Below are 25,918 nucleotides of genomic sequence, written 5' to 3' on the forward strand. Positions count from 1 at the left end.
GCCGGCACCAAGTTTGCGCGAATGAGGACAAGTGTTATGGGTAAGAATGTCGTAGTCCTGGGCACCCAATGGGGTGATGAGGGCAAAGGCAAGATCGTTGATCTGCTGACCGAACATGCTGCCGCCGTAGTGCGTTACCAAGGTGGCCACAACGCTGGCCACACCCTGGTGATCGACGGTGAGAAGACTGTCTTGCACCTGATCCCGTCGGGCGTGCTGCGCGAAGGCGTGCAGTGCCTGATCGGCAACGGCGTGGTGGTTGCACCAGACGCCCTGCTGCGCGAGATCACCAAGCTGGAAGAAAAAGGCGTACCGGTGCGCGAGCGCCTGCGTATCAGCCCGTCCTGCCCGCTGATCCTATCCTTCCACGTTGCGCTGGACCAGGCCCGTGAAAAGGCCCGTGGCGAGCTGAAGATCGGTACCACCGGTCGCGGTATCGGCCCGGCCTACGAAGACAAGGTTGCACGTCGTGGCCTGCGTGTGGGCGACCTGCTCAACATGCCGCGCTTTGAAGACAAGCTGCGTGAGCTGGTGGATTACCACAACTTCATGCTGGTGGGTTACTACAAAGAGCCAGCCATCGAATTCGACAAGACCCTGGCCGAGTGCAAGGAATACGCTGAGCTGCTCAAGCCGCTGATGCTGGACGTGACTGCCGAGCTGCACGACCTGCGTCGCGCTGGCAAAGACATCATGTTCGAAGGCGCCCAGGGTTCGTTGCTGGACATCGACCACGGCACCTACCCGTACGTGACCAGCTCTAACACCACTGCTGGCGGCGTTGCTACCGGTTCGGGTGTTGGCCCTATGTTCCTGGACTACATCCTGGGTATCACCAAGGCTTACACCACGCGTGTAGGTTCGGGTCCATTCCCGACGGAGCTTTTCGACGAAGTCGGTGCGCACCTGGCTAAACAAGGCCACGAGTTCGGCGCGACTACCGGCCGTGCTCGTCGTTGTGGCTGGTTCGACGCTGTTATCCTGCGTCGCGCTATCGATGTGAACAGCATCTCGGGCATCTGCCTGACCAAGCTGGACGTACTCGACGGTCTGGAAACCATCAACATCTGCGTCGGCTACAAGGATGCGGAAGGTAAGGCCGTTGCCCCGACTGATGCTGACAGCTATGTGGGCCTGCAGCCTGTGTACGAAGAAGTGCCGGGCTGGACCGAGTCGACCGTGGGTGCCAAAACCCTGGAAGAGCTGCCGGCTAACGCCCGTGCTTACATCAAGCGCGTTGAAGAGCTGATCGGCGCGCCGATCGACATTATTTCGACGGGCCCGGACCGCAACGAAACCATCGTTCTGCGCCATCCGTTTGCTTGATAAGTCGTTGATGTAAAACACAAAGGCCCCTTAATTGGGGCCTTTGTCGTTTATGCCTGTCGGACGGCATGACCTTTGCTGTGAACATTAAAAAAGCATTGCTTCCGGCGTGCTATCAATTTAATGGCGCCAAAGCAGAGGGATTTCAGATGTCGGCCGTTCTCTCGTTGTTACAAAGCCGTTTGTTGCGGCCTGTGTTCGTTACTCTTGGTATCGCCCTTTTGGTGCAGGTGCTGGTGGCTGTTGCTCTGACCCGGAGCACGGTGACCGCACTGGAAGCCGACTTGGGCCAGCGCCTGGGTGCTGACAGTCAAAAGCTATCCGCTGAGCTTGAACAGGCTGGGCGCGAAGTCACGTCGAGCCTCGACAGCCTCTCCACCAGTACGCGTCAGCGCCTGACAGCCGGTTTGTCCTCGCGTCTTGAGCAAGAGCAGGCGCAATTGCGTTCGACCCTGGAGAAGGACCTGAAGGACTCCGCCAGCGACATGGCGCAGCTTCTGGCTTCCGTCGCGCCCCGCGCCATGTGGGACAACGACGTTCCGACACTTTCCGAGTTCGCCCGCCGGGCCCAGCGCAATCCCAATGTGCTGTTCGTGGTCTATGACGACGCCACCGGCCAGCACCTGACGCGCTACCTCAACCGGGAAAACCCGATCAACAAGGCGCTGCTGGAAAAGGGCCAGGGCGAGCGTGCGCTGGACAAGGTGCTGGATGCGGCGAAGAACGATCCTTCGGTGTTCTACATCGAGGCCCCGATCAATCCTAACGGCGTAGAAATCGGCAAGGTCCTGATGGGGGTCTCGACGGCTTCGGTGGAGACTGATCTGGCGGCCCTCGACAAGCGCTTCTCGGCCTTGATCGCCAGCAGCGATCAACTGGTGGGCGACAGCCTCAAGGGCGCGGCCGCCGACAGCGCCACGGCCATGCGCTCGCGCCTGCAGTCGGCGCAGTCCACGGCGGCTGAAATGAAGGCCAATACCACCAGCACCGTGCAGGAAGCTGCTGCGACATTGCGCTGGCGCATCGGCGTGTGTCTGGCGGTGGTGGGTTTCGGTGTCCTGCTGTTGTTAGCGGTGGTGCTCGGTCGCCGAGTGGTCAATCGCCTGAAAATGCTGATCGAAGCCATGGATGACCTGGCGGCGGGCGAGGGCGATCTGACCAAGCGTGTGCAGATCAACAGCAAGGATGAAATCGGCGACATGGCCTCGGCGGTCAATCGCTTTGTGGATAAGTTGCAGCCGATCGTGCGCGAGGCGGGCGATGTGGCCCAGCGTACCGGAGTGGAGATCGGAGCGATGACCTTGCGCAATGCCGGTGCGGATGCAGCGGCTGGCATGCAGCGAGACGAGGTGGCGGAGAGTTTGCGTGCGCTGTCGCAAATGGCTGATGAGGCCCAGTCGGAAAGCCACGCGATGCAGGCGGCGCTGAAGCAGGTGGTGGACATTCGCCAGGCCACCGATGAAAACACTCGGACGTCAGCGAAAGTAGGCAGCCTGATCGAGGAGCTGGCGGGTCAGGTTAATACCGGGGCGCAAGTCATCGAGCGCCTGGCGCAGCAAAGTGAGCAGATTGAGGTGGTGCTGACGGTGATTCACGGCATCGCCGAACAGACCAATCTGCTGGCGCTGAACGCGGCGATTGAGGCGGCGCGTGCCGGCGAGACCGGGCGCGGGTTTGCCGTGGTGGCCGATGAGGTGCGGGCGCTGGCGAGCAAGACGCAAAGCTCCACTGGCGATATTCAGGCGCATATCGTGGCGTTGCAGCAGGGCGCGCGTGAGGCGGTGGCGGCAATCGGTCAGGCCGGGCGCCAGGCCAGTGAGGGTTTGCTGGTGTTGCGTGACAGTGCGCGGTTGCAGCAGTCGGTGCAGGCGTCCGTCGAGCAGGTCCATGCGGCGATCGGTCTGGCCACCCAGGCGGCGGCGCATCAGGCACAGGGCGCGCAGGCAGTGCGAGGGCGGGTCCAGACCATTCATGCCCAGGCCGAGAAGGCGGCGCAGGCTGTCGTGGAGACCACAGCGAGCGGCAAGGTGCTCGATGGTCTGGCGGCGCAGTTGAAGGCGAGCCTGGGGCAGTTCAGGGCTTGATCTATTGTCTGTGCCAGCCCCTTCGCGAGCAAGCCCGCTCCCACATTGGCTCTTTTTGAACATCATATTTGTGTTCGACAGAGGACCACTGTGGGAGCGGGCTTGCTCGCGAAAGCGGTTTCAACGACTCAGATACATCCGGGTCGTCAGCAAATAGACCGGCAACCCCGACACCAATATCAACAACGCCGCATAAGGCGCAGCCGCCGCAAACTCCACATTCGCCGTATGCGCCCAGACTTCCGTCGCCAGTGTATTCAGCCCGGTTGGACTCAACAGCAAGGTCGCCGTCAGTTCCTTCATCGCATCCAGGAACACCAGGGCAAAAGCCGCGCCCAGCGCCGGGAAAATAATCGGCAGTGTCACTCGGCAAAAGGCACTGAATGACGAGGCGCCCAGAGTGCGGGCCGCCTCCTCAAGCTGCGGCGCCGCCTTGTTCAGGGCGGTGCGGATCGGCGCCTGGGCCAGCGGCAGAAACAGCAGGGCGTAGGCGATCAGCAGCAATGCCGAAGTCTGGTAAAGCATCGGCACGTAGTGCAGGGCGAAATACACCAGGGTCAGGGCAATGACCAGCCCCGGCAGGGCGTGCAGCAGGTACGGCAGGCGCTCGGCCCAGATCGCCAGTTGGCCTTTGTAGCGCACGACCAGCAGACCGACCGGCACCGCCAGCACCAGGCACAGTGCCGCGCCACCCAGCGACAGGGCGAGGGAGGACAGCAATGCTTCGCCAATTGCCGTCACGGGAAAGGCGGCCGATGATCCCACCGCCAGCCAGTAGGCCAGCATGCCGAGCGGAATCCCGCTGCCAATGATTGCCAGCAGCAAGCAATAAAGTTGTCCTGCCACGGTCCAGTATCCCAGTTGAACCTGTTCCGCGCGTCGCGCTGCACCCTGGCCGGTGCGCACGTGTCGACCCTTGCCGCGCACGCGCAACTCCAGCCACAGCAGCGCCAGGCACAACATCAGCAGTACGGCGGAGAGCATCGCCGCGTTGGCATTGCTGAACTCCAGTTCGAACTGTTGATAGATCGCCGTGGTGAAGGTTTGCAGGCCGATGATCGACAAGGCGCCGAACTCCACCAGCATGTGCAGGGCAATCAGCAACGAACCCGCGAGCAGCGAAGGCCAGAGCAGGGGCAGGGTGACCTTGAAAAATACGCCCCAACGATTCTGCCCCAGCGTGCGCGCGGACTCTTCGAGGGACGGGTCAAGGTTGCGCAGCGTTGCCGCTACGGGCAGGAAAATCAGCGGGTATTTTGACAGACTCATCACCAGGATAGCCCCGCCAAGTCCCTCGAAATGAGCGCTGAGGGAAACCCAGGTGAAGCTGCTGACAAAGGCTGGAACGGCGAACGGCAAGCAGAGGATCACGCCCCAAAATCGTCGGGCCGGCAGATTGCTGCGCTCCAGCAACCAGGCCAGCGACAAGCCGATTATCCCGCAAACCACGGTGACGCCAATCATCAATGCGAGTGTGTTGCGCAGCAAGCCGAACACATAAGGTCGCCATAGCAAATGCAGTGATTCTGCCCAACCCGCCTGCCAGGCTTTCAGGCCGACATACAGCAGCGGCAGGAGGCTGAGCGCCACCAGCAGCAACACGGGCAGTATCAGCCAGATAGACGGCCGCTTGCGCCGTGGTGCGTACGCGTGATGCGCGGACAGTGAGGCACCCATCAATTCAGGCCAACGTCACGTTCCAGGTCCAGCGCTTCTTCGGCGTTGCCGAGGTCGGCAGGCGTGACTTTTGGTGCTTCCAGTTCGCTGAATGGCTTGAGCCCGCGATCAGATTCCATGCCTTTGTGCAGCGGGTATTCGGCGGTGGTCTGGGTGATCACGCGCTGGCCTTCCTCGCTGGCCATGTAGGCGAGCAATTGTTGTGCTTCCTTGGGGTGTTTGCTGGATTTGAGTACCGCTGCACTGGAAACCGTGATGAGTCCGCCGACGTCGCCGCCGGTGAAGTAATGCAGTTTCGAGTCGAGCTGGCCTTTTTCACGCTGCAGGGCGAACCAGTAGTAATTGTTCACCAGCACGGTGGCGACTTCGCCATTTTCCACCGCTTTCAAGGCAACCATGTTGTTGCTGTAGGTCTTGCCGAATGCGCGCAGCCCGGTCAGCCATTCTTCGGCGGCGTCCATGCCGTGCACCTTGATGATCGCTACCGCTTGTTCCTGGAAAGCGCCGCTGGTAGGAACGAAACCGACTTTGCCTTGCCATTTCGGATCGGAGAATTCCATCACCGAGGTCGGCAGGTCTTTTTCATCGATCAGCTTGGGGTTGAACGCAACGACGCGCACCCGGGCGGTCACGCCAATCCAGGTGCCGTTGCCGGCGACGTATTCCTTGGGCAGAACGGCCAGCGTGGTGTCATCCGTCTTGGCCAGCAGGCCTTGCTCGCCGAGTTTGTTCAGGGGTGGTGATTCTTCGGTGTAGATCACGTCGGCGGGAGAGCGATCGCCTTCTTCGACGATCTGGCTGGCGAGCTGGTTGCTGCTGCCTTTACGCACATTGACGTGGATGCCTGTCTTGGCTTCGAAGGCTTTGGCGACCGCGTCGCCGACTTCTTTGTGCTGGCCGTTGTAGAGGGTCAGGGCAACCGGATCGGCGGCTTGGGTGAGGGGAGTGGCGAGTGCCAGGCCGAGGAGGGTGGTGATCAGGCCGCGGCGCAGGGTATTTCGAAACATCATTCGCAGGGTTCCTCACTGTCACATTGCAAAAACTTGTAACAATGATAAACGATATTGTTTCTCAAATGCGGACGCTGATTCCTGTAGGAGCGAGCTTGCTCGCGATGGGCGTGAACGATGGCGCGTTCTATCTGTTAGCAACCGTTAAATTTGAGTGCATCGTCGGAACGCCGCCCGGAGCAAGCTCGCTCCTACAGAAGAGGGCAGGTTGTTTTTGAGGGGCCAGAAACGCAAAAACCCGCTTTCGCGGGTTTCTGTGAAATCCAAGGTCGTAACCTTGAATTTGAATTGGTGCCCAGAAGAAGACTCGAACTTCCACGACCTTGCGGTCACCAGCACCTGAAGCTGGCGTGTCTACCAATTTCACCATCTGGGCATTCATCGCAAGCGTTGCCGCTGTTGATGTGGCGCACTATACGGAGAGCATTTTGATCTGTAAACCCCTGATTCTAAAAATAATAAACCAGTGGTCAAAAAAGCAAAAACCCGCTTTCGCGGGTTTTTGTGTGAGCCTTGAAATTGAACTAATCTCAAGCTCGAAATTGGTGCCCAGAAGAAGACTCGAACTTCCACGACCTTGCGGTCACCAGCACCTGAAGCTGGCGTGTCTACCAATTTCACCATCTGGGCAGTATCGGCAACGTTGTCCGTCGTCGATGGCGCGCACTATACGGAGCGTCTTTTTAACTGTAAACCCCCGACATCAAAAAAACCTGGAAAATTTCGCCAGCGGTCTTCAAAACAGCTTTGCGGTGTCGATACAGGGCTTTAGATGGGTCGTCTTAGCCTGAAATTTCCCGTTTCATTACGCCTATGCCAAACTAACCCGCATATAGACAAGGTGAAAACTCTCTAATGGCCGATTGGCAGTCCCTCGATCCCGAGGCCGCTCGTGAAGCGGAAAAATATGAAAACCCTATTCCTAGCCGCGAACTGATCCTTCAGCACCTTGCTGATCGAGGTTCGCCTGCTAACCGCGAGCAGCTGGTCGAAGAGTTTGGTCTGACCACAGAAGACCAGATCGAAGCCCTGCGCCGCCGCCTGCGCGCCATGGAGCGCGATGCTCAACTCATCTATACCCGTCGCGGCACTTATGCGCCGGTGGACAAGCTTGATCTGATCCTGGGTCGCATCAGCGGTCACCGTGATGGCTTCGGCTTCCTGGTGCCGGACGACGGCAGCGATGACCTGTTCATGAGCCCGGCGCAGATGCGTCTGGTGTTCGATGGTGACCGTGCGCTGGCCCGGGTATCCGGCCTGGATCGTCGTGGTCGTCGCGAAGGCATGATCGTAGAAGTGGTTTCCCGGGCTCACGAGAGCATCGTCGGCCGCTACTTCGAAGAGGGCGGCATCGGTTTCGTGGTTGCCGACAACCCGAAGATCCAGCAGGAAGTGCTGGTGACGCCGGGTCGTAACGCCAACGCGCAGATCGGTCAGTTCGTCGAAGTGAAGATCACTCACTGGCCGACGCCACGCTTCCAGCCGCAAGGGGATGTGGTTGAAGTCGTGGGCAACTACATGGCGCCGGGCATGGAGATCGACGTTGCCCTGCGTACCTACGACATTCCTCACGTCTGGCCTGACGCCGTGCTCAAGGAAGCCGGCAAGCTCAAGCCGGAAGTCGAAGAGAAAGACAAAGAGAAGCGCATCGACTTGCGTCATCTGCCGTTCGTTACCATCGACGGTGAAGATGCCCGCGACTTCGACGATGCGGTCTACTGTGAAGCTCGTCCGGGCAAGCTGCGCCTGTTCTCGGGCGGCTGGAAGCTGTACGTGGCGATTGCCGACGTATCCAGCTACGTGAAGCTCGGTTCGGCGCTGGATGCCGAAGCGCAGGTTCGCGGCAACTCGGTGTACTTCCCTGAGCGCGTGATCCCGATGCTGCCTGAGCAGCTGTCCAACGGTTTGTGCTCGCTGAACCCGCAAGTCGATCGTCTGGCCATGGTTTGCGAGATGACCATCTCCAAATCCGGCGAAATGACTGACTACTGCTTCTACGAAGCAGTGATCCACTCCCATGCCCGCCTGACCTACAACAAGGTCAGCGCCATGCTGGAAACGCCGAAAGCCACCGAAGGGCGCAAGCTGCGCGGTGAATACACCGACGTTGTGCCGCACCTCAAGCAGTTGTACTCGCTGTACAAGGTGTTGCTGGCGGCACGTCACGTACGTGGCGCGATCGATTTCGAAACCCAGGAAACCCGGATCATCTTCGGTTCCGAGCGCAAGATCGCCGAAATTCGTCCGACCGTGCGCAACGATGCGCACAAGCTGATCGAGGAATGCATGCTGGCGGCCAACGTGGCCACCGCCGAGTTCCTGAAGAAGCACGAAATTCCTGCGCTGTACCGCGTTCACGATGGCCCGCCACCGGAGCGCCTGGAAAAGCTGCGCGCCTTCCTCGGCGAGCTCGGCCTGTCCCTGCACAAAGGTAAGGACGGCCCGTCGCCGAAGGATTACCAGGCACTGCTGGCCGGCATCAAGGATCGTCCGGATTTCCACCTGATCCAGACCGTCATGCTGCGTTCGTTGAGCCAGGCGGTGTACAGCGCCGACAACCAGGGCCACTTCGGCCTGAATTACGAGGCGTACACCCACTTCACTTCACCGATCCGTCGCTACCCGGACTTGCTCACGCACCGGGCGATTCGCAGCGTGATCCATTCGAAGCAGAATACCCCGCACGTTCGCCGTGCAGGTGCGATGACCATTCCGAAAGCACGCATCTATCCGTACGACGAAGCGGCCCTGGAGCAACTCGGCGAGCAGTGCTCGATGAGCGAGCGCCGTGCCGACGAAGCGACCCGCGACGTAGTGAACTGGCTCAAGTGCGAGTTCATGAAGGATCGCGTGGGCGAATCGTTCCCGGGTGTGATCACCGCCGTGACCGGTTTTGGTCTGTTCGTCGAGCTGACCGATATCTACGTCGAAGGCCTGGTGCACGTCACCGCGCTGCCGGGCGATTACTACCACTTCGATCCAGTGCACCACCGCCTGGCCGGTGAGCGTACCGGTCGCAGCTTCCGCCTGGGCGACACCGTGGAAGTGCGGGTCATGCGCGTCGACCTCGACGAGCGCAAGATCGACTTCGAGATGGCTGAAAAGACCATCAGCGCGCCGATCGGCCGCAAAAAGCGTGGCACCGAAGCGGCAGCGCCTGCGGCTAAAGCCGAAGCAGAACCGACCCCGGCGAAAACCGGTCGTCGTCCTGCCAAGGAAAAGGCTGTCGAGGCCTATCGCCCGAGCGATGCAGCGGCGAAAAACGCCGAAGTTCGAAAAAGCCGTGAAATGAAACAGGCGTTGCTCGCCGGTGCGAAAAGCGGCGGTAAAGCGGCGTCTGGGGGAAAGACCAGTCGGTCGACGCCTGACAAGGCCGTCGGCGGCAAGCCAGCCAAACCGAGCAAACATCGTAAAGGCCCGCCAAAAGCGGGTTCCGCCCCAGCCGCCAAAAGTGGCGGGGCGCGTAAACCTAAGGCCAAGCCATGAGTCAGTTGGAAAAGATCTACGGCGTACATGCTGTAGAAGCGTTGTTGCGTCACCACCCGAAACGCGTCAAGCAGATCTGGTTGGCCGAAGGTCGCAATGACCCTCGGGTCCAGACGCTGATCGAGTTGGCCAACGAAAACCGGGTCCAGGTCGGCCAGGCCGAGCGCCGCGAAATGGACGCCTGGGTTGAAGGCGTGCACCAGGGCGTGGTCGCGGACGTGAGTCCGAGCCAGGTCTGGGGCGAGGCGATGCTCGACGAGCTGCTCGATCGCACCGACGGCGCGCCGTTGTTGCTGGTGCTCGATGGCGTGACCGATCCGCACAACCTCGGCGCCTGCCTGCGTTCCGCCGATGCGGCGGGTGCGCTGGCAGTGATCGTGCCGAAGGACAAGTCGGCGACCCTGACTCCGGTTGTACGAAAAATCGCCTGCGGTGCGGCGGAAGTGATTCCGCTGGTTGCCGTGACCAACCTGGCGCGCACCCTGGAAAAGCTCCAGCAGCGCGGCTTGTGGGTTGTCGGTACGGCCGGTGAAGCTGAGGTCAGCCTGTATGACCAGGACCTGACCGGCCCGACCATCCTGATCATGGGCGCTGAAGGCAAGGGCATGCGTCGCCTGACCCGCGAGCATTGCGACTACCTGGTGAACCTGCCGATGGCCGGTAGCGTCAGCAGTCTCAACGTTTCCGTAGCGACGGGTGTATGCCTGTTCGAAGCGCAGCGTCAGCGCAGTGTCAAAGCCAAGGCTGCTGCCAAGAAGTCCTAAGCTCGACGCAATCAAAATGTGGGAGCGGGCTTGCTCGCGAAAGCGGAGTAACATTCAGCAAATATGTTGGATGTAGTACCGCATTCGCGAGCAAGCCCGCTCCCACAGTGTTTTGTGGTGTGGCATGAGTTGGTGGCTGTTCAAATATTCACCAATTACCTTGCGCCTCCCTCGCCCCTTCTCTACAATTGCGCCCCTTGCTGTGATGGCAGGCACCAACGTGTCTAGCGTCCGCAAGTCCATAAGTGTCATTCACTCCTTGTCTGACCGCTTTTGAGCGGCAGGCTACAACCCGTAAGGAGCATTCATGCGTCATTACGAAATCATCTTTTTGGTCCACCCGGATCAAAGCGAGCAAGTCGGCGGCATGGTTGAGCGTTACACCAAGCTGATCGAAGAAGACGGCGGCAAAATCCACCGTCTGGAAGATTGGGGCCGTCGTCAACTGGCCTACGCAATCAACAATGTTCACAAGGCTCACTACGTGATGCTGAACGTTGAGTGCACTGGCAAGGCCCTGGCCGAACTGGAAGACAACTTCCGCTACAACGATGCAGTGATCCGTAACCTGGTCATCCGTCGCGACGAAGCCGTTACCGGCCAGTCCGAGATGCTCAAGGCTGAAGAAAACCGCAGTGAGCGCCGTGAGCGTCGCGACCGTCCTGAGCACGAAGGCGCTGAAAGCGCTGATAGTGATGACAGCGACAACAGCGATAACGCTGACGAGTAATCCACGGACCTTTTAAGGAGCCAATTACATGGCACGTTTCTTCCGTCGTCGTAAATTCTGCCGCTTCACCGCTGAAGACGTGAAAGAGATCGATTACAAAGATCTCAACACTCTGAAAGCCTACGTATCCGAGACCGGCAAAATCGTTCCAAGCCGCATCACCGGTACCAAAGCTCGTTATCAGCGTCAGCTGGCCACCGCTATCAAGCGCGCCCGCTTCCTGGCCCTGCTGGCCTACACCGACAGCCACGGCCGCTGAGACCGGGCAGTCGACACGTAGCAAAGGATTGAATGCATGCGGGCCATAGCTGAGTTCATCATGCGCGGCCGTATGCAGGCCACTCTGGTAGTGGCTGGATGCGCGGCGATGCCGTTGTTGTATTGGTTGGGTGCTGCCGCCGGATGCCTTGTGCTCTTGCGGCGCGGATTGAGGGACGCCCTGGGCGTTCTTGCTCTGGGACTGCTGCCGGCATTGGCCTGGTGGCTTTACTCCGACGACCCACGGGCACTTCTGGTGCTGCTGGGGTCTGCGAGCCTTGCGTTGGTTTTGCGCGCAAGCGAGTCCTGGAACCGCGTGCTGCTGGTCAGCATAGCGATGGGAGTGGTGTTTTCAGTGGTGTTGGGGACAGCTTTTGCTCCCCAGATCGAGATGCTGGCGCAGGCTTTGATCAAAGTCATGCCGTCGCTACTCGGTGATGTCTACCAGAAGTTGTCGGTAGACGAACAAGCGCGTTTCGCGTCCCTGATTGCACCGGTCCTGACCGGCCTGATTGCGGCGTTGTTGCAAATCGTCAGCTTGCTGAGCCTGCTTGTCGGGCGCTATTGGCAGGCGTTGTTGTACAACCCGGGCGGTTTTGGTCGCGAGTTTCGCGCCATCCGCATCCCGCTGTTGCCGGCGATGTTGCTGCTGGCGTGCATGCTTCTGGGGCCGAACATCGGCCCACAGATGGCCATGTTGACGCCGTTGTGCAGCGTACCGCTGGTGTTCGCCGGGCTGGCCCTGATTCACGGGCTGGTGGCGCAGAAGCGACTGGCCAGGTTCTGGCTGGTGGGGTTGTACGTGACGCTGTTGCTGTTCATGCAACTGATCTATCCGTTGCTGGTGGTCCTGGCCATCGTCGACAGCCTGATTGATTTTCGCGGTCGTTCGGCACCGAAAGATGCCGATAACGCGAACGGTGAAGGTTAAAAGTTAAGAGGATTTTCACATGCAACTGATCCTTCTGGAAAAAGTCACCAACCTGGGCAACCTGGGTGACAAAGTGAACGTTAAGGCTGGTTACGGTCGTAACTACCTGCTGCCTTACGGCAAAGCTACCGCTGCGACCCCAGCCAACCTGGCTGCGTTCGAAGAGCGTCGTGCCGAGCTGGAAAAAGCAGCAGCAGATCGTAAATCGTCGGCTGAAAGCCGCGCTGCCCAACTGGCCGAGCTGGAAGTGACCATCACTGCCACCGCTGGCGACGAAGGCAAGCTGTTCGGTTCGATCGGTACTCACGACATCGCTGACGCACTGACCGCCTCCGGCGTTGAAGTGCAGAAGAGCGAAGTTCGTCTGCCGAACGGCACCATCCGCAACGTAGGCGAATTCGACGTAGCCGTGCACCTGCACGCCGAAGTTGAAGCCACCGTACGCGTTGTCGTGGTAGCAGCTTAAGCAGCACTTGTCGGCTGGCACCCTCGGGTGCTTGCCGGTAACATCGGGCACGATCCTGTTTACAGGTCGTGCCCTTTGTCTTTCTGAAACCCCTGCTTTTTATCACCAAGAATCAAGAGGCCATGAACGATATCTCCGCTCCTGAGCAATACGATCTGCAAACCGCCGCGCTGAAGGTGCCGCCGCATTCCATCGAAGCCGAACAGGCTGTACTCGGTGGTCTGATGCTGGACAACAACGCCTGGGAACGCGTGCTCGATCAAGTCTCCGACGGCGATTTCTATCGACATGACCACCGCCTGATTTTCCGTGCGATCGCCAAACTGGCCGATCAGAACATGCCGATCGACGTCGTGACCCTGTCCGAGCAACTGGACAAGGAAGGTCAGACCTCGCAAGTCGGCGGCCTCGGTTACCTTGGCGAGCTGGCGAAAAACACCCCGTCTGTCGCCAACATCAAGGCCTATGCGCAGATCGTTCGCGAGCGGGCAACGTTGCGCCAACTGATCGGTATCAGTACCGAGATTGCCGACAGCGCGTTCAACCCTGAGGGTCGCACTGCTGCCGAGATTCTCGACGAGGCTGAACGGCAGATCTTCCAGATCGCCGAGGCTCGACCGAAAACCGGTGGCCCGGTGGGCGTCAATGACCTGCTGACCAAGGCCATCGACCGCATCGACACCTTGTTCAACACCGACAACGCCATTACCGGGCTGTCCACGGGTTACACCGACCTCGACGAGAAAACCAGCGGCCTGCAACCGTCCGACCTGATCATCGTCGCTGGCCGTCCATCGATGGGTAAAACCACCTTTGCGATGAACCTGGTGGAAAACGCCGTGTTGCGCAGCGAGAAGGCCGTCCTGGTTTACTCCCTCGAGATGCCAGGCGAATCGCTGATCATGCGTATGCTGTCTTCCCTGGGGCGTATCGACCAGACCAAGGTCCGTTCCGGTCAGCTTGAAGACGACGACTGGCCACGCCTGACCTCGGCGGTCAACCTGCTCAACGACCGTAAGTTGTTCATCGACGATACCGCCGGCATCAGCCCGTCGGAAATGCGCGCCCGAACCCGCCGTCTGGTGCGTGAACATGGCGAAGTCGGCTTGATCATGATCGACTACCTGCAACTGATGCAGATCCCGGGTTCCAGTGGCGATAACCGGACCAACGAGATTTCCGAAATCTCCCGGTCCCTGAAAGCCCTGGCGAAAGAATTCCAATGCCCGGTGGTGGCGTTGTCCCAGCTCAACCGTTCCCTGGAGCAGCGGCCGAACAAACGCCCGGTGAACTCCGACTTGCGGGAATCCGGAGCGATCGAGCAGGACGCCGACGTGATCATGTTCGTTTATCGCGACGAGGTGTATCACCCGGAGACCGAGCACAAGGGCATTGCTGAAATCATCATCGGCAAGCAGCGGAACGGCCCGATCGGCTTTATCCGCCTGGCGTTCATCGGCAAGTACACCCGCTTCGAGAACCTGGCGCCGGGTAGCTATAACTTCGACGACGACGAGTAACCTGTGGGAGCGGGCTTGCTCGCGAAGGCGGTATGTCAGATAACATCAATGTTGACTGATGCACCGCCTTCGCGAGCAAGCTCGCTCCCACATGTGCTCCACCAATTTCCGACCATAACCGTCGGAATTGGTCAAAATTTGTGCTATATTCCGCGCCCGCGAAATTCAATGAAAGCCAACACCGGTTATCGACATGCAAGCAGCCAAGCCGTTATTTGACTATCCCAAGTACTGGGCCGAATGTTTCGGGCCAGCGCCGTTCCTGCCCATGAGCAGGGAGGAGATGGATCAGCTCGGCTGGGATTCCTGCGACATCATCATCGTCACCGGTGATGCGTACGTCGATCACCCGTCGTTCGGCATGGCGATCATCGGCCGGCTGCTGGAGTCCCAGGGCTTCCGCGTCGGGATCATTGCCCAGCCGAACTGGCAGTCCAAAGACGATTTCATGAAGCTCGGTGAGCCGAACCTGTTCTTCGGTGTCGCGGCCGGCAACATGGACTCGATGATCAACCGCTATACCGCGGACAAGAAAATCCGTTCCGACGATGCCTATACGCCGGGTGGCTTGGCCGGCAAGCGGCCGGACCGCGCCAGCCTGGTCTACAGCCAGCGCTGCAAGGAAGCCTACAAGCACGTGCCGATCGTACTCGGCGGTATCGAAGCATCCCTGCGCCGCATCGCGCATTACGATTACTGGCAAGACCGTGTCCGCAACTCGATCCTGATCGACGCCTGCGCCGACATCCTGCTTTATGGCAACGCCGAGCGAGCAATCGTTGAAGTCGCCCAGCGTCTGTCGTTCGGTCACAAGATCGAAGACATCACCGACGTGCGCGGCACCGCGTTCATTCGTCGTGACACGCCGAAAGACTGGTATGAAGTCGACTCCACGCGCATCGACCGTCCGGGCAAGATCGACAAGATCATCAACCCGTACGTGAATACCCAGGACACCCAAGCCTGCGCCATCGAGCAGGAAAAGGGGCCGGTCGAGGATCCGCAGGAAGCCAAGGTCGTACAGATCCTGGCCAGCCCGCGCATGACCCGCGACAAGACCGTGATCCGCTTGCCGTCGGTTGAAAAAGTCCGTGGCGATGCGGTGCTTTATGCCCACGCCAACCGCGTATTGCACCTGGAAACCAACCCGGGCAACGCCCGTGCGCTGGTGCAGAAGCACGGCGAAGTCGACGTCTGGTTCAACCCGCCACCGATTCCGATGACCACCGAAGAAATGGACTACGTGTTCGGCATGCCTTATGCGCGCATTCCGCACCCGGCGTACGGCAAGGAGAAGATCCCGGCCTACGACATGATCCGTTTCTCGGTGAACATCATGCGTGGCTGCTTCGGCGGCTGCACCTTCTGCTCGATCACCGAGCACGAAGGCCGGATCATCCAGAACCGTTCCCACGAGTCGATCATTCGCGAAATCGAAGAAATTCGCGACAAGGTCCCGGGCTTTACTGGCGTGATCTCCGACCTCGGTGGCCCGACTGCGAACATGTACCGCATCGCCTGCAAGAGCCCGGAAATCGAATCCGCGTGCCGCAAGCCATCGTGCGTGTTCCCTGGCATCTGCCCGAACCTGAACACCGACCACTCGGCGCTGATCCAGCTATACCGCAGCGCCCGTGAGTTGCCGGGCGTGAAGAAGATCCTGATCGCTTCCGGCCTGCGCTATGACCTCGCGGTCGAGTCGCCGGAGTACGTCAAGGAACTGGTGACCCACCACGTCGGTGGCTACCTGAAGATCGCCCCGGAACACACCGAGGAAGGTCCGCTCAACCAGATGATGAAACCGGGCATCGGCAGCTATGACAAGTTCAAGCGCATGTTCGAGAAGTACTCCAAGGAAGCGGGCAAGGAGCAGTACCTGATTCCGTACTTCATCGCCGCCCACCCGGGCACCACCGATGAAGACATGATGAACCTGGCCCTGTGGCTCAAGGGCAACGGCTTCCGTGCCGATCAGGTGCAGGCGTTCTACCCGTCGCCGATGGCCACCGCCACCGCGATGTACCACTCGGGCAAGAACCCGCTGCGCAAGGTCACCTACAAGAGTGACGCGGTGACCATCGTCAAGAGCGAAGAGCAGCGTCGTCTGCACAAGGCGTTCTTGCGTTATCACGACCCGAAAGGCTGGCCGATGCTGCGTGAGGCGTTGACCCGCATGGGCCGCGCCGACCTGATCGGGCCGGGCAAGAACCAGTTGATTCCTTTGCATCAGCCGTCGACTGACAGCTACCAGAGCGCCCGTCGCAAGAACTCGACGCCGGCTGGCAGCCACAAGGTTGCGGGGGAAAAGACCACCAAGATCCTGACCCAGCATACCGGCCTGCCACCACGTGCCAGCGATGGCGGCAACCCGTGGGACAAGCGCGAACAGGCCAAGGCTGCGGCGTTTGCCCGTAACCAGCAGGCGGCCAAGGAGCGCAAGGACGCGGCCAAGGGCAAGGGCCCCAAACCGACCCGCAAGCCGGTCGTGCCGCGCTAAGCCGCGCTTGAGCTGAACAGAACGCCAACCTTCGGGTTGGCGTTTTGCATTGTGCGCCAGGCATGGCGCGTTGCGCGCAAGCGCAACCAGCTTGGCTGTGGTGGCCTCGCTGGTGACTTGGAGGTGAAAGTCCTCTACACACCCGGCAAGGGGAAGTGTTAGCCAGAGGCAAGGGTGTCGCGGGCGACTGCGAATCTGAAGGAAGCCCGAGGCAAAATGCTGGCCTGACGAACAGGAAGCGGATAGAGGCGGCGCAGCGGGGTGAGATGGCAATGCTCATCAAAGCCCAGTACTTGCACGGAACGCTGTGACGTAGATCCGACAGGCATAAGCAGGAAGGTCGCGCGAATTACCCTGGGAGATCTGCACGTTTGCCACTGTGCTACCGAGTGTCGTAAGGCTTCGGGACGAGCGTGCAGAAGTCAGCCGAGGCCGTAGTAAGTGGCGAATAACCCCGTCACCGAGGGCTGAACAGGTTGTGCCGCCAGTAGGCGTTAGAGTCTCGTTGAATGCTGAAACGCAGAATGTTCTCCAAGAGAAAACTGTTCCCCCGAGTCCCGGACGGTACCCGAGGATGACGGCTGACAGGGCGCAAGCATCGACGGCGTCTGTGACGTGGACGAACGCGGAGCCGGATACGCTGATGGAGCGGGTGCTTGCACCGGCCAACCTCAAGCGTGCGTATCAACGCGTGGTCAGCAACAAGGGCGCACAGGGTGCCGATGGCATGACGGTCGACCAGTTGGCGGACTACGTGAAGCAGTATTGGCCGATCCTCAAGGCTCGGTTGCTGGCCGGCGAGTACCACCCGCAAGGTGTACGCGCCGTCGAAATCCCCAAACTCAAAGGCGGAACGCGGCAACTGGGTATTCCCAATGTCGTGGATCGCCTGATCCAACAGGCTTTGCTGCAACAGCTCACGCTGATCTTCGATCCTTTGTTCTCGGATTACAGCTACGGCTTTCGTCCGGGCAGAAGCGCTCATCAAGCCATCGAAACCGCCCGCGCCCACGTAACAGCGGGACATCGCTGGTGCGTGGAACTTGATCTGGAGAAGTTCTTCGATCGAGTGAACCACGACGTGCTGATGGCTTACATGGCGCGTCAAATCGAAGACAAGCGAGTGCTCACACTGATCCGCCGTTACCTCGAAGCGGGAACGATGTCGGGCGGACTCGTCAGCCAACGACAGGAGGGTACGCCGCAAGGCGGCCCGCTTTCGCCGCTGCTGTCGAATATCTTGCTCAACGAACTTGACCGAGAGTTGGAACAGCGGGGCCATCGATTTGTACGCTATGCCGACGATGCGAACATCTATGTGCGTAGTCGTCGTGCCGGTGAGCGAGTGATGGCTAATGTTGAGCGCTTCTTGAATCAGCGTCTGAAACTGACGCTGAACCGGGAAAAGAGCCGAGTGGCACGGCCTTGGGCCTGCGACTATCTAGGTTACGGGATGAGCTGGCATCGACAGCCGAGGTTGAAAGTGGCGACGATGAGTCTGGGTCGCTTGCGCGACCGTCTCAGAGACCTGCTGCGCGGAGCACGGAGTTGCAAAATGGCAACGGTCATTGAACGCATAAACCCGGTGCTGCGTGGCTGGGCAGGTTACTTCAAGCTCAGTCAGAGCAAGCGTTCACTTGAGGATCTGGATGGTTGGGTGCGTCGTAAACTTCGCTGTGCCATCTGGCGCCAATGGAAGCAGCCCTTTACCAGGGCGCGCAATCTGATGCGTCTGGGGCTGAGCGAGGCGCGCGCCTGTAAGTCAGCGTCCAAAGGGCTGGGCCCATGGTGGAACTCTGGAGGATCACATATGAATCAGGCACTCCCGAAGAAGCTATGGGACAGCCTTGGGCTGATCTCAATATTGGATACGATAAACGGCTTAGTCGCATGACTTGAACCGCCGTATACGGAACCGTACGTACGGTGGTGTGAGAGGACGGCGGCTGTGAAGCCGCCTCCTACTCGATTCAGGGTTTAACCATTTGTGCTGGAGCTACTGGCCTCTTCGCGGGCAAGCCCGCTCCCACAGTGTTTTGAGGTGAATCACAAATTGTGTGAACACCAAAGATCTCTGTGGGAGCGGGCTTGCCCGCGAAGAGGCCGGAACTACCAACCAATTTTTGGTTGGTCGCCACATTTACGTGCACCTACGCCAAACCATTTTCCTGCATCGCCCGATTTTGGTGCTGTACTGCCTCAGGCAATCAAAGAAAGCGCCAGCACTGCTGGATGGCATAAGTCTTGCGCGCTTTCCCATACGCTTAAGGCTCGCAGGAGGCACGCCGTGTCGATTCATGTCGCATTGCACCACATCACACATTACCGCTATGACCGCGCTGTCGAGCTCGGCCCGCAGATCGTTCGCCTGCGTCCCGCAGCCCACAGCCGTACGCGGATTCTGTCCTATGCGCTGAAAGTCTCCCCCGAACAGCACTTCATCAACTGGCAGCAGGACCCTCAGGGCAATTACCTGGCGCGGCTGGTGTTCCCGGAAAAAACCGAGGAATTGCGAATCGAAGTCGATCTGCTGGCAGAAATGGCGATCTTCAATCCGTTCGACTTCTTCCTCGAACCCTACGCGGAAAAAATCCCCTTCGCCTATGCCGCGGATGAGCGCAAGGAGCTGGCGCCGTACCTGGAAACCCTGCCCCTGACGCCGAAGTTCAAGGCCTATCTGGACGCTATCGACCGCACACCGTTGCCCGCCGTGGACTTTCTCGTCGCGCTCAACCAGCGTTTGAGCGAAGACATCGACTACCTGATCCGCATGGAGCCCGGCGTACAAACACCTGAGCACACCCTCGACCAGGCCTCCGGTTCGTGCCGCGACTCCGCTTGGTTGCTGGTGCAACTGCTGCGCAACCTGGGGCTGGCGGCGCGTTTTGTGTCGGGCTACCTGATCCAGCTGACCGCCGACGTCAAAAGTCTCGACGGTCCGTCCGGTACCGAGGTGGATTTCACCGACCTGCATGCCTGGTGCGAGGTGTACCTGCCCGGCGCAGGCTGGATCGGCCTGGATGCGACCTCCGGACTGTTTGCCGGTGAAGGACACATTCCGTTGGCCTGTAGTCCCGATCCGTCCTCTGCGGCGCCGATCAGTGGCTTGGTTGAACCCTGCGAGTGCGAGTTCAGCCACGAAATGTCCGTGGAGCGGATTTGGGAGGCGCCACGGGTCACCAAGCCCTACACCGACGAACAGTGGCTGGCGATCCAGGCCCTGGGCCGGCAGATCGATGCCGACTTGCTGGAGGGCGATGTGCGCTTGACCATGGGTGGCGAGCCGACCTTTGTGTCCATCGATGACCCGGACGGCGCCGAGTGGAATACCGCGGCACTGGGGCCGGATAAACGACGGTTGTCCGCCGAACTGTTCCAGCGCATGCGCAAGCACTACGCGCCCCAGGGGCTGGTGCATTTCGGGCAGGGCAAGTGGTACCCCGGCGAGCAACTGCCGCGCTGGTCGCTCAATTGCTACTGGCGCCGTGACGGCGTGCCGATCTGGCACAACAGCGCGCTGATCGCCGACGAGCAGGAAGACTATGACGCCGACGGTGCGCTGGCCGGGCGTTTTCTGGCGAGTGTCGCCGAACGCCTGAAGATTCCGACACGCTTTGTGTTTGCGGCCTACGAAGACAATTTCTATTACCTCTGGCGCGAAGGGATGCTGCCGCAAAACGTCAGCGCCGAAGACTCGCGTCTGGAAGAGCCTTTGGAGCGTGAGCGTCTGCGCAAGGTCTTCAGTCAAGGCCTGGACAAGGTCATCGGCCAGGTCCTGCCGCTGGCGCGCACCGCCAAGGGTGATCAGTGGCAGAGCGGGCGCTGGTATCTGCGCGATGAGCACTGCCGCCTGGTGCCGGGAGACTCGCCGCTGGGTTATCGCTTGCCGCTGGGTTCGCAGCCTTGGGTGAAAGCGGCGGAATATCCGTTCATTCATCCGCAAGACCCGAATCAGGATTTCCCGCCGCTGCCCGACACCACGCAACTGCAAAGCCAAAGCGAGGCTGCCGAGGTACAAGAGCGCGCACCGAAGATCGACGAATCCGCCGACTGGCTGACCCGTACCGCCTTCTGTGCCGAAGCCCGGGAAGGCCGGTTGTACCTGTTCATGCCGCCGCTGGAGCGGGCCGAGGATTACCTCGAACTGGTCGCTGCCATCGAAGCCACCGCTGAAGAGTTGATGTGCCCGGTGTTGCTGGAGGGCTATGAGCCGCCGAGCGATCCACGCCTGAGCAACTTCCGTATCACCCCGGATCCCGGGGTGATTGAGGTCAACGTACAGCCGTCCGCGACCTGGGATGAATTGGTCGAGCGCACCGAATTCCTCTACGAAGAAGCGCGCCAGACCCGGCTGACCACCGAAAAATTCATGATCGACGGCCGGCATACCGGCACGGGCGGCGGTAACCATTTCGTGCTGGGTGGCGCGACACCGGGGGACTCGCCGTTTCTGCGTCGCCCGGATCTGCTGCGCAGCCTGATCAGCTACTGGCACAACCATCCGTCGCTGTCCTACCTGTTTTCCGGATTGTTCATCGGCCCGACGTCCCAAGCGCCCCGTGTCGATGAAGCACGCAACGATGCCTTGTACGAACTGGAAATCGCTTTCGCGCAGATGCCTGAACCGGGTGAGGAATGTCCGCCATGGCTGGTGGATCGACTGCTGCGCAATCTGCTGATCGATGTGACCGGCAACACCCACCGCGCCGAGTTCTGCATCGACAAGCTCTATTCGCCGGACGGTGCCACCGGGCGCCTCGGATTGCTGGAGCTGCGTGCATTCGAGATGCCGCCCCATGCGCGCATGAGCCTGGCGCAACAGCTGTTGCTGCGGGCGCTGGTCGCGCGGTTCTGGCGCGAGCCCTATGCACCGCCGAAACTGGCGCGCTGGGGCACGGAGCTGCACGATCGTTTCCTGTTGCCGCACTTTATCGAGCAAGACTTCGCCGATGTCATCGTCGACCTCAACGCCGCCGGTTATCCGGTGCGGGCCGAATGGTTCGCCGCGCATCTGGAGTTCCGTTTCCCCAAGGTTGGCGACTACGCCGTCAGTGGCATTGCGCTGGAGTTGCGCCAGGCGCTCGAGCCCTGGCACGTGCTGGGCGAAGAGGGCGCCATGGGCGGTACGGTGCGTTACGTGGATTCGTCGCTGGAGCGTTTGCAGGTCAAGCTCAGTGGCTTGCCACCACAGCGTTATCTGCTGACCTGCAACGGCATTCCGGTGCCATTGCAGCCCACCGGGCGTGTAGGTGAATTCGTCGCGGGCGTGAGATTTCGTGCCTGGCAACCGGCCAATTGTCTGCAACCGACCATCCCGGTCCACGCGCCGCTGGTGTTCGACCTGCTCGACACCTGGATGCAGCGTTCGCTGGGCGGTTGCCAGTATCACGTCGCCCATCCGGGCGGGCGCAACTACGACAGCTTGCCGGTGAACGCCAATGAAGCGGAGAGCCGGCGAATGGCGCGCTTCTTCCGCATCGGACACACGCCAGGGAAACTTCCTGTACCCAATCTGGAAATCAGCGACGAGCTGCCGATGACACTCGATTTGCGACGTTTCTAAACCGTCCGCGACGCTCGGATTTTTCGTATATCCGGGCGTCACGAGCCTGCGTTAGTCTGACCCTTCATTGCTGTCTGCCGAGTTTTCCATGCCTGACCTGCTAGACCGCTACCCGCTGACGGCGGGCACCTATCACGAACTGCTCGACGACGGTGGCGCCGTGCGCCCGCACTGGCGCCGGCTGTTCGAACAGTTGCAACGCAGCACGCCGGCACAACTGGTGCAGCGTCAGGCCCTGCTGACCCGGCAGATTCAGGAAAACGGCGTTACCTATAACGTCTATGCCGATCCCAAGGGCGCGGACCGGCCGTGGGAGCTGGACCTGCTGCCCCATGTCATCGCGGCTGATGAGTGGCAACAATTGTCGGCCGGCATCGCTCAGCGGGCGCGATTGCTCAATGCCGTGTTGGCTGACCTTTACGGTCCGCAACGGCTGATTGCCGAAGGTCTGCTGCCCGCCGAACTGGTGTTCGGTCACAACAACTTCCTTTGGCCCTGTCAGGGCATCAGCCCGCCTGACGGAGCCTTTCTGCATCTGTATGCCGTGGATCTGGCACGCACACCCGATGGCCGCTGGTGGGTGACGGCGGATCGCACCCAGGCTCCGTCGGGTGCCGGGTATGCGCTGGAAAACCGCACGATTGTGTCCCGGGCCTTTCCCGAGTTGTACCGCGATCTGAAAGTGCAGCACCTGGCCGGGTTCTTCCGCACCTTGCAGGAAACCCTGGCCCGTCAGGCCCCGAGTGACGGTGATGCGCCGTTGGTGGTGCTGTTGACACCGGGGCGTTTCAACGAAAGCTATTTTGAACATCTGTATCTCGCTCGCCAGCTCGGTTATCCGCTGGTGGAGGGCGGCGACCTGACAGTGCGCGACGCCACGGTTTACTTGAAAACCCTGAGTGGTCTGCGTCGGGTCCACGCGATCATGCGTCGGCTCGACGATGATTTCTGCGACCCGCTGGAGCTGCGTACTGACTCAGCCCTCGGCGTACCGGGCCTGCTGGAAGCCGTGCGGCAAGGGCGGGTGCTGGTGACCAACGCCCTCGGCAGCGGTGTGCTGGAATCGCCGGGCTTGTTGGGTTTTCTGCCGAGGATCAATCAATTCCTGTTTGGCGAAGAGCTGATCCTGCCGTCCATCGCGACTTGGTGGTGTGGCGAAGCGCCGGTTTTGGCCCAGGCCCTGGAGAAACTGCCGGAATTGCTGATCAAACCGGCGTTTCCGTCCCAGAGCTTTGCACCGGTATTTGGCCGCGATTTGAGTGAAAAACAGCGCCAGGAACTCGCCGAGCGCATGCAGGCACGGCCATACGCCTATGTCGCGCAAGAACTCGCGCAATTGTCCCAGGCGCCGATCTGGCAAGCCGAAGATGGTCAACTGCAACCCCGTGCGATCGGCATGCGCGTGTATGCGGTGGCCAGTCGTGAGGGTTACCGGGTCTTGCCTGGCGGCTTGACCCGGGTCGCCGCCCAAGCCGATGCCGAAGTGGTGTCGATGCAGCGCGGCGGCGCCAGCAAGGACACCTGGGTGCTGGGCGAGCGTGCGCCCAGCGGCGAACAATGGAAGGCCCAGCGCAACATAGGTGTGCATGACCTGGTGCGGCGCGATCCGTACCTGCCGTCGCGGGTGGTGGAAAACCTGTTCTGGTTCGGTCGTTACTGCGAACGTTGCGATGACAGTGCCCGTTTGCTGCGCATCATGCTGGCGCGCTATGTCGACGGCGACGACCCGCAAGCCCTGCAGGCCGCGGTGGACCTCGGTGAACGGCTGATGCTGCTGCCCGAGGAGGGCGAGTTGCCGGAGCGCCTGTTGGCGGCGTTGCTCGGCGATGACTGGCCGTTCAGTCTGCGTTCCAACCTGCAACGCTTGCAGTGGGCCGCTTCGCAGGTGCGCGGCAAGCTCTCGCGGGAAAACTGGCAGGCGCTGGTGGAGTTGCAGCGCGAAGCCATGGAGCTGGAAACCGAAGAGCCGGATTTCGGCGAGTTGCTGGATTTCCTCAACCGTCTGGTGATGTCCCTGGCGGCGTTGTCCGGCTTTGCCCTGGACGACATGACCCGGGACGAAGGCTGGCGTTTCCTGATGATTGGCCGGCGGATCGAGCGCCTGCAATTTCTCAGCGGCAGCCTGGCGGCGTTCCTGCGCGGCGCTGGGGCTTTCGACCAGGCCGGGCTGGAATGGCTGCTGGAACTGGGCAACAGCAGCATCACCTACCGTTCTCGATACCTGGCGGTGGCGCAGCTGATCCCGGTGCTCGACCTGCTATTGCTCGACGAGCAGAACCCTCACGCAGTGTTGTTCCAGTTGAAACTGGTGACCCGCACCCTCAAACGCCTCAACGATGACTTTGGCGTGCCGCGCGAAGCAGCGCTGCCACAATTGGTCGAGCGTCTGGCGCGATTCGATCTGGGCTGCCTGGAAAACCCGCTGTTCGGCGACGCGAGTGTTCGCGCCGCCATCGAGGGGCTGGCCGCGCTGCTGCAAGAGATCGCCGACGCCAGCGGGCAAGTTTCCGATCGCCTGGCGCTACGGCATTTCGCCCATGTCGACGATGTCAGCCAGCGCACGGTGTCCGTCTGATGAGTGCTCATTACCAGATTTTCCACGATACCCATTATCACTACGACAGCCCGGTGTCCCTGGCCCAGCAACTGGCGCATTTGTGGCCACGGCCTTGTGCCTGGCAGCGCTGCACCGACCGGCAATTGCAGATCAGCCCCGAGCCGACCTCGCGTCGCGATGAACTGGATGTATTCGGCAATCCGCTGACCCGGCTGGCGTTCGAGCGTCCCCACGATGAATTGCTGGTCAACGCCAGCCTGACCATTGAAGTGCTGCCCCGACCTGCGTTGGAATTCAATCTGTCACCAGCGTGGGAACAGACCCGTAGCGCGCTGACCTACAGCAGCCAACCGCTGTCGCCCGAGCTACTCGAAGCCTGCCGATACCGGTTTGAATCGCCGTATGTGCATTTGAAGAAAAACTTCGTCGAGTTCTCGCAAAGCTGTTTTCCGCCCGGTCGAGCGTTGTTGCTCGGCGTGCAGGCGCTGATGGAGAAAATCTTCAGCGAGTTCACCTTCGATGCCGAAGCGACCCAGGTGGCGACGCCGCTGGTGGAGGTGCTGGAGCGCCGACGCGGAGTCTGCCAGGACTTTGCCCACCTGATGCTCGCCTGCGTACGTTCCAGAGGGTTGGCGGCGCGGTACATCAGCGGCTACCTGCTGACCCAGCCACCGCCGGGTCAGCCACGGCTGATCGGCGCTGATGCGTCCCACGCCTGGGTCTCGGTGTTTTGCCCGGTGCTGGGGTGGGTGGATTTCGATCCGACCAACAATGTGCAACCGGCACTGGAGCACATCACCCTGGCCTGGGGCCGGGATTTTTCCGATGTGTCGCCGTTGCGGGGGGTGATTCTGGGCGGAGGCAATCACGACCCGGAAGTTCGGGTAACGGTGATGCCACTGGAGTAATGAAGATCAAATGTGGGAGCGGGCTTGCTCGCGAAGACGGAGTGTCAGGAACATCATTTTTGGATGTGAAACCGCTTTCGCGAGCAAGCCCGCTCCCACAGGGAATTACGGTGTTTTGGAGTCATTCGATTGGCCTGTGAG

16 protein-coding genes and 2 tRNA genes are annotated in these 25,918 nt (G+C 60.5%); 14 read left to right on the top strand and 4 right to left on the bottom strand.

Features of this window, described 5'->3' with window-relative positions:
• Positions 1 to 36 precede the first annotated feature (36 nt).
• Together AC3IT6_RS02505 and AC3IT6_RS02510 are read left to right on the top strand one after the other, a co-directional pair.
• Complete coding sequence (locus AC3IT6_RS02505; protein WP_046039830.1) at positions 37 to 1,326, top strand: adenylosuccinate synthase; 1,290 nt, start codon at positions 37 to 39, stop codon at positions 1,324 to 1,326.
• Between the two features lie 149 nt (positions 1,327 to 1,475).
• Positions 1,476 to 3,410 carry a methyl-accepting chemotaxis protein gene (locus AC3IT6_RS02510; RefSeq protein ID WP_489354182.1) on the top strand — a complete coding sequence of 645 codons (1,935 nt, stop codon included), beginning with the start codon at positions 1,476 to 1,478 and terminating at the stop codon, positions 3,408 to 3,410.
• Between the two features lie 120 nt (positions 3,411 to 3,530).
• On the opposite strand, the gene AC3IT6_RS02515 is transcribed toward AC3IT6_RS02510, so the two are convergent.
• From AC3IT6_RS02515 to AC3IT6_RS02530, 4 genes are all read right to left on the bottom strand, one after another.
• Positions 3,531 to 5,087 (bottom strand): ABC transporter permease, encoded by a 1,557-nt coding sequence (locus AC3IT6_RS02515; RefSeq protein WP_489354183.1) that lies wholly within the window; start codon positions 5,085 to 5,087, stop codon positions 3,531 to 3,533.
• A complete protein-coding gene (locus AC3IT6_RS02520) occupies positions 5,087 to 6,097 on the bottom strand; it encodes an extracellular solute-binding protein (protein ID WP_489354184.1) in 1,011 nt (336 codons plus the stop codon). Before AC3IT6_RS02520 ends, AC3IT6_RS02515 begins: the two co-directional genes overlap by 1 nt.
• Positions 6,098 to 6,386: 289 nt before the next feature.
• Positions 6,387 to 6,473, bottom strand: a tRNA-Leu gene (locus AC3IT6_RS02525).
• A gap of 167 nt (positions 6,474 to 6,640) precedes the next feature.
• Positions 6,641 to 6,727: transfer RNA gene (locus tag AC3IT6_RS02530), tRNA-Leu, on the bottom strand.
• Between the two features lie 225 nt (positions 6,728 to 6,952).
• On the opposite strand from AC3IT6_RS02530, the gene rnr reads away from it, so the two are divergent.
• From rnr to AC3IT6_RS02590, 12 genes are all read left to right on the top strand, one after another.
• A complete protein-coding gene (rnr, locus tag AC3IT6_RS02535) occupies positions 6,953 to 9,583 on the top strand; it encodes a ribonuclease R (RefSeq protein WP_489354185.1) in 2,631 nt (876 codons plus the stop codon).
• A complete protein-coding gene (gene rlmB / locus AC3IT6_RS02540) occupies positions 9,580 to 10,347 on the top strand; it encodes a 23S rRNA (guanosine(2251)-2'-O)-methyltransferase RlmB (RefSeq protein ID WP_007973273.1) in 768 nt (255 codons plus the stop codon). The genes rnr and rlmB overlap by 4 nt, the downstream gene beginning before the upstream one ends.
• Positions 10,348 to 10,654: 307 nt before the next feature.
• Positions 10,655 to 11,077, top strand: a complete 423-nt coding sequence (gene rpsF, locus AC3IT6_RS02545) for a 30S ribosomal protein S6 (RefSeq protein WP_008048087.1) — start codon at positions 10,655 to 10,657, stop codon at positions 11,075 to 11,077.
• Between the two features lie 28 nt (positions 11,078 to 11,105).
• Positions 11,106 to 11,336 (top strand): 30S ribosomal protein S18, encoded by a 231-nt coding sequence (gene rpsR, locus AC3IT6_RS02550; RefSeq protein ID WP_002551829.1) that lies wholly within the window; start codon positions 11,106 to 11,108, stop codon positions 11,334 to 11,336.
• Positions 11,337 to 11,372: 36 nt separating this feature from the next.
• On the top strand, positions 11,373 to 12,266 hold the full coding sequence (locus AC3IT6_RS02555) for a hypothetical protein (RefSeq protein WP_489354186.1): 894 nt from the start codon (positions 11,373 to 11,375) through the stop codon (positions 12,264 to 12,266).
• 19 nt (positions 12,267 to 12,285) lie between these two features.
• Positions 12,286 to 12,732: a 50S ribosomal protein L9 gene (gene rplI / locus AC3IT6_RS02560; protein WP_034149636.1), complete on the top strand. Its 447-nt coding sequence runs from the start codon at positions 12,286 to 12,288 to the stop codon at positions 12,730 to 12,732.
• Between the two features lie 122 nt (positions 12,733 to 12,854).
• Positions 12,855 to 14,252 (top strand): replicative DNA helicase, encoded by a 1,398-nt coding sequence (gene dnaB / locus AC3IT6_RS02565; RefSeq protein WP_223447618.1) that lies wholly within the window; start codon positions 12,855 to 12,857, stop codon positions 14,250 to 14,252.
• Positions 14,253 to 14,445: 193 nt separating this feature from the next.
• Entirely contained in the window at positions 14,446 to 16,749 is a 2,304-nt protein-coding gene (locus AC3IT6_RS02570) for a YgiQ family radical SAM protein (protein ID WP_150727873.1), read from the top strand.
• Positions 16,750 to 17,227: 478 nt separating this feature from the next.
• On the top strand, positions 17,228 to 18,643 hold the full coding sequence (gene ltrA, locus AC3IT6_RS02575; RefSeq protein WP_489354187.1) for a group II intron reverse transcriptase/maturase: 1,416 nt from the start codon (positions 17,228 to 17,230) through the stop codon (positions 18,641 to 18,643).
• A 393-nt stretch (positions 18,644 to 19,036) separates the two neighbouring features.
• The gene (locus tag AC3IT6_RS02580) at positions 19,037 to 22,312 is read left to right on the top strand and encodes a transglutaminase family protein (RefSeq protein WP_489354188.1); all 3,276 of its coding nucleotides are present in this window, start codon (positions 19,037 to 19,039) and stop codon (positions 22,310 to 22,312) included.
• 88 nt (positions 22,313 to 22,400) lie between these two features.
• On the top strand, positions 22,401 to 24,887 hold the full coding sequence (locus tag AC3IT6_RS02585) for a circularly permuted type 2 ATP-grasp protein (protein ID WP_489354189.1): 2,487 nt from the start codon (positions 22,401 to 22,403) through the stop codon (positions 24,885 to 24,887).
• Complete coding sequence (locus AC3IT6_RS02590) at positions 24,887 to 25,777, top strand: transglutaminase family protein (RefSeq protein ID WP_489354190.1); 891 nt, start codon at positions 24,887 to 24,889, stop codon at positions 25,775 to 25,777. The genes AC3IT6_RS02585 and AC3IT6_RS02590 overlap by 1 nt, the downstream gene beginning before the upstream one ends.
• Positions 25,778 to 25,918: the final 141 nt, after the last annotated feature.

This window comes from Pseudomonas sp. KH_017 (genome assembly GCF_057840285.1).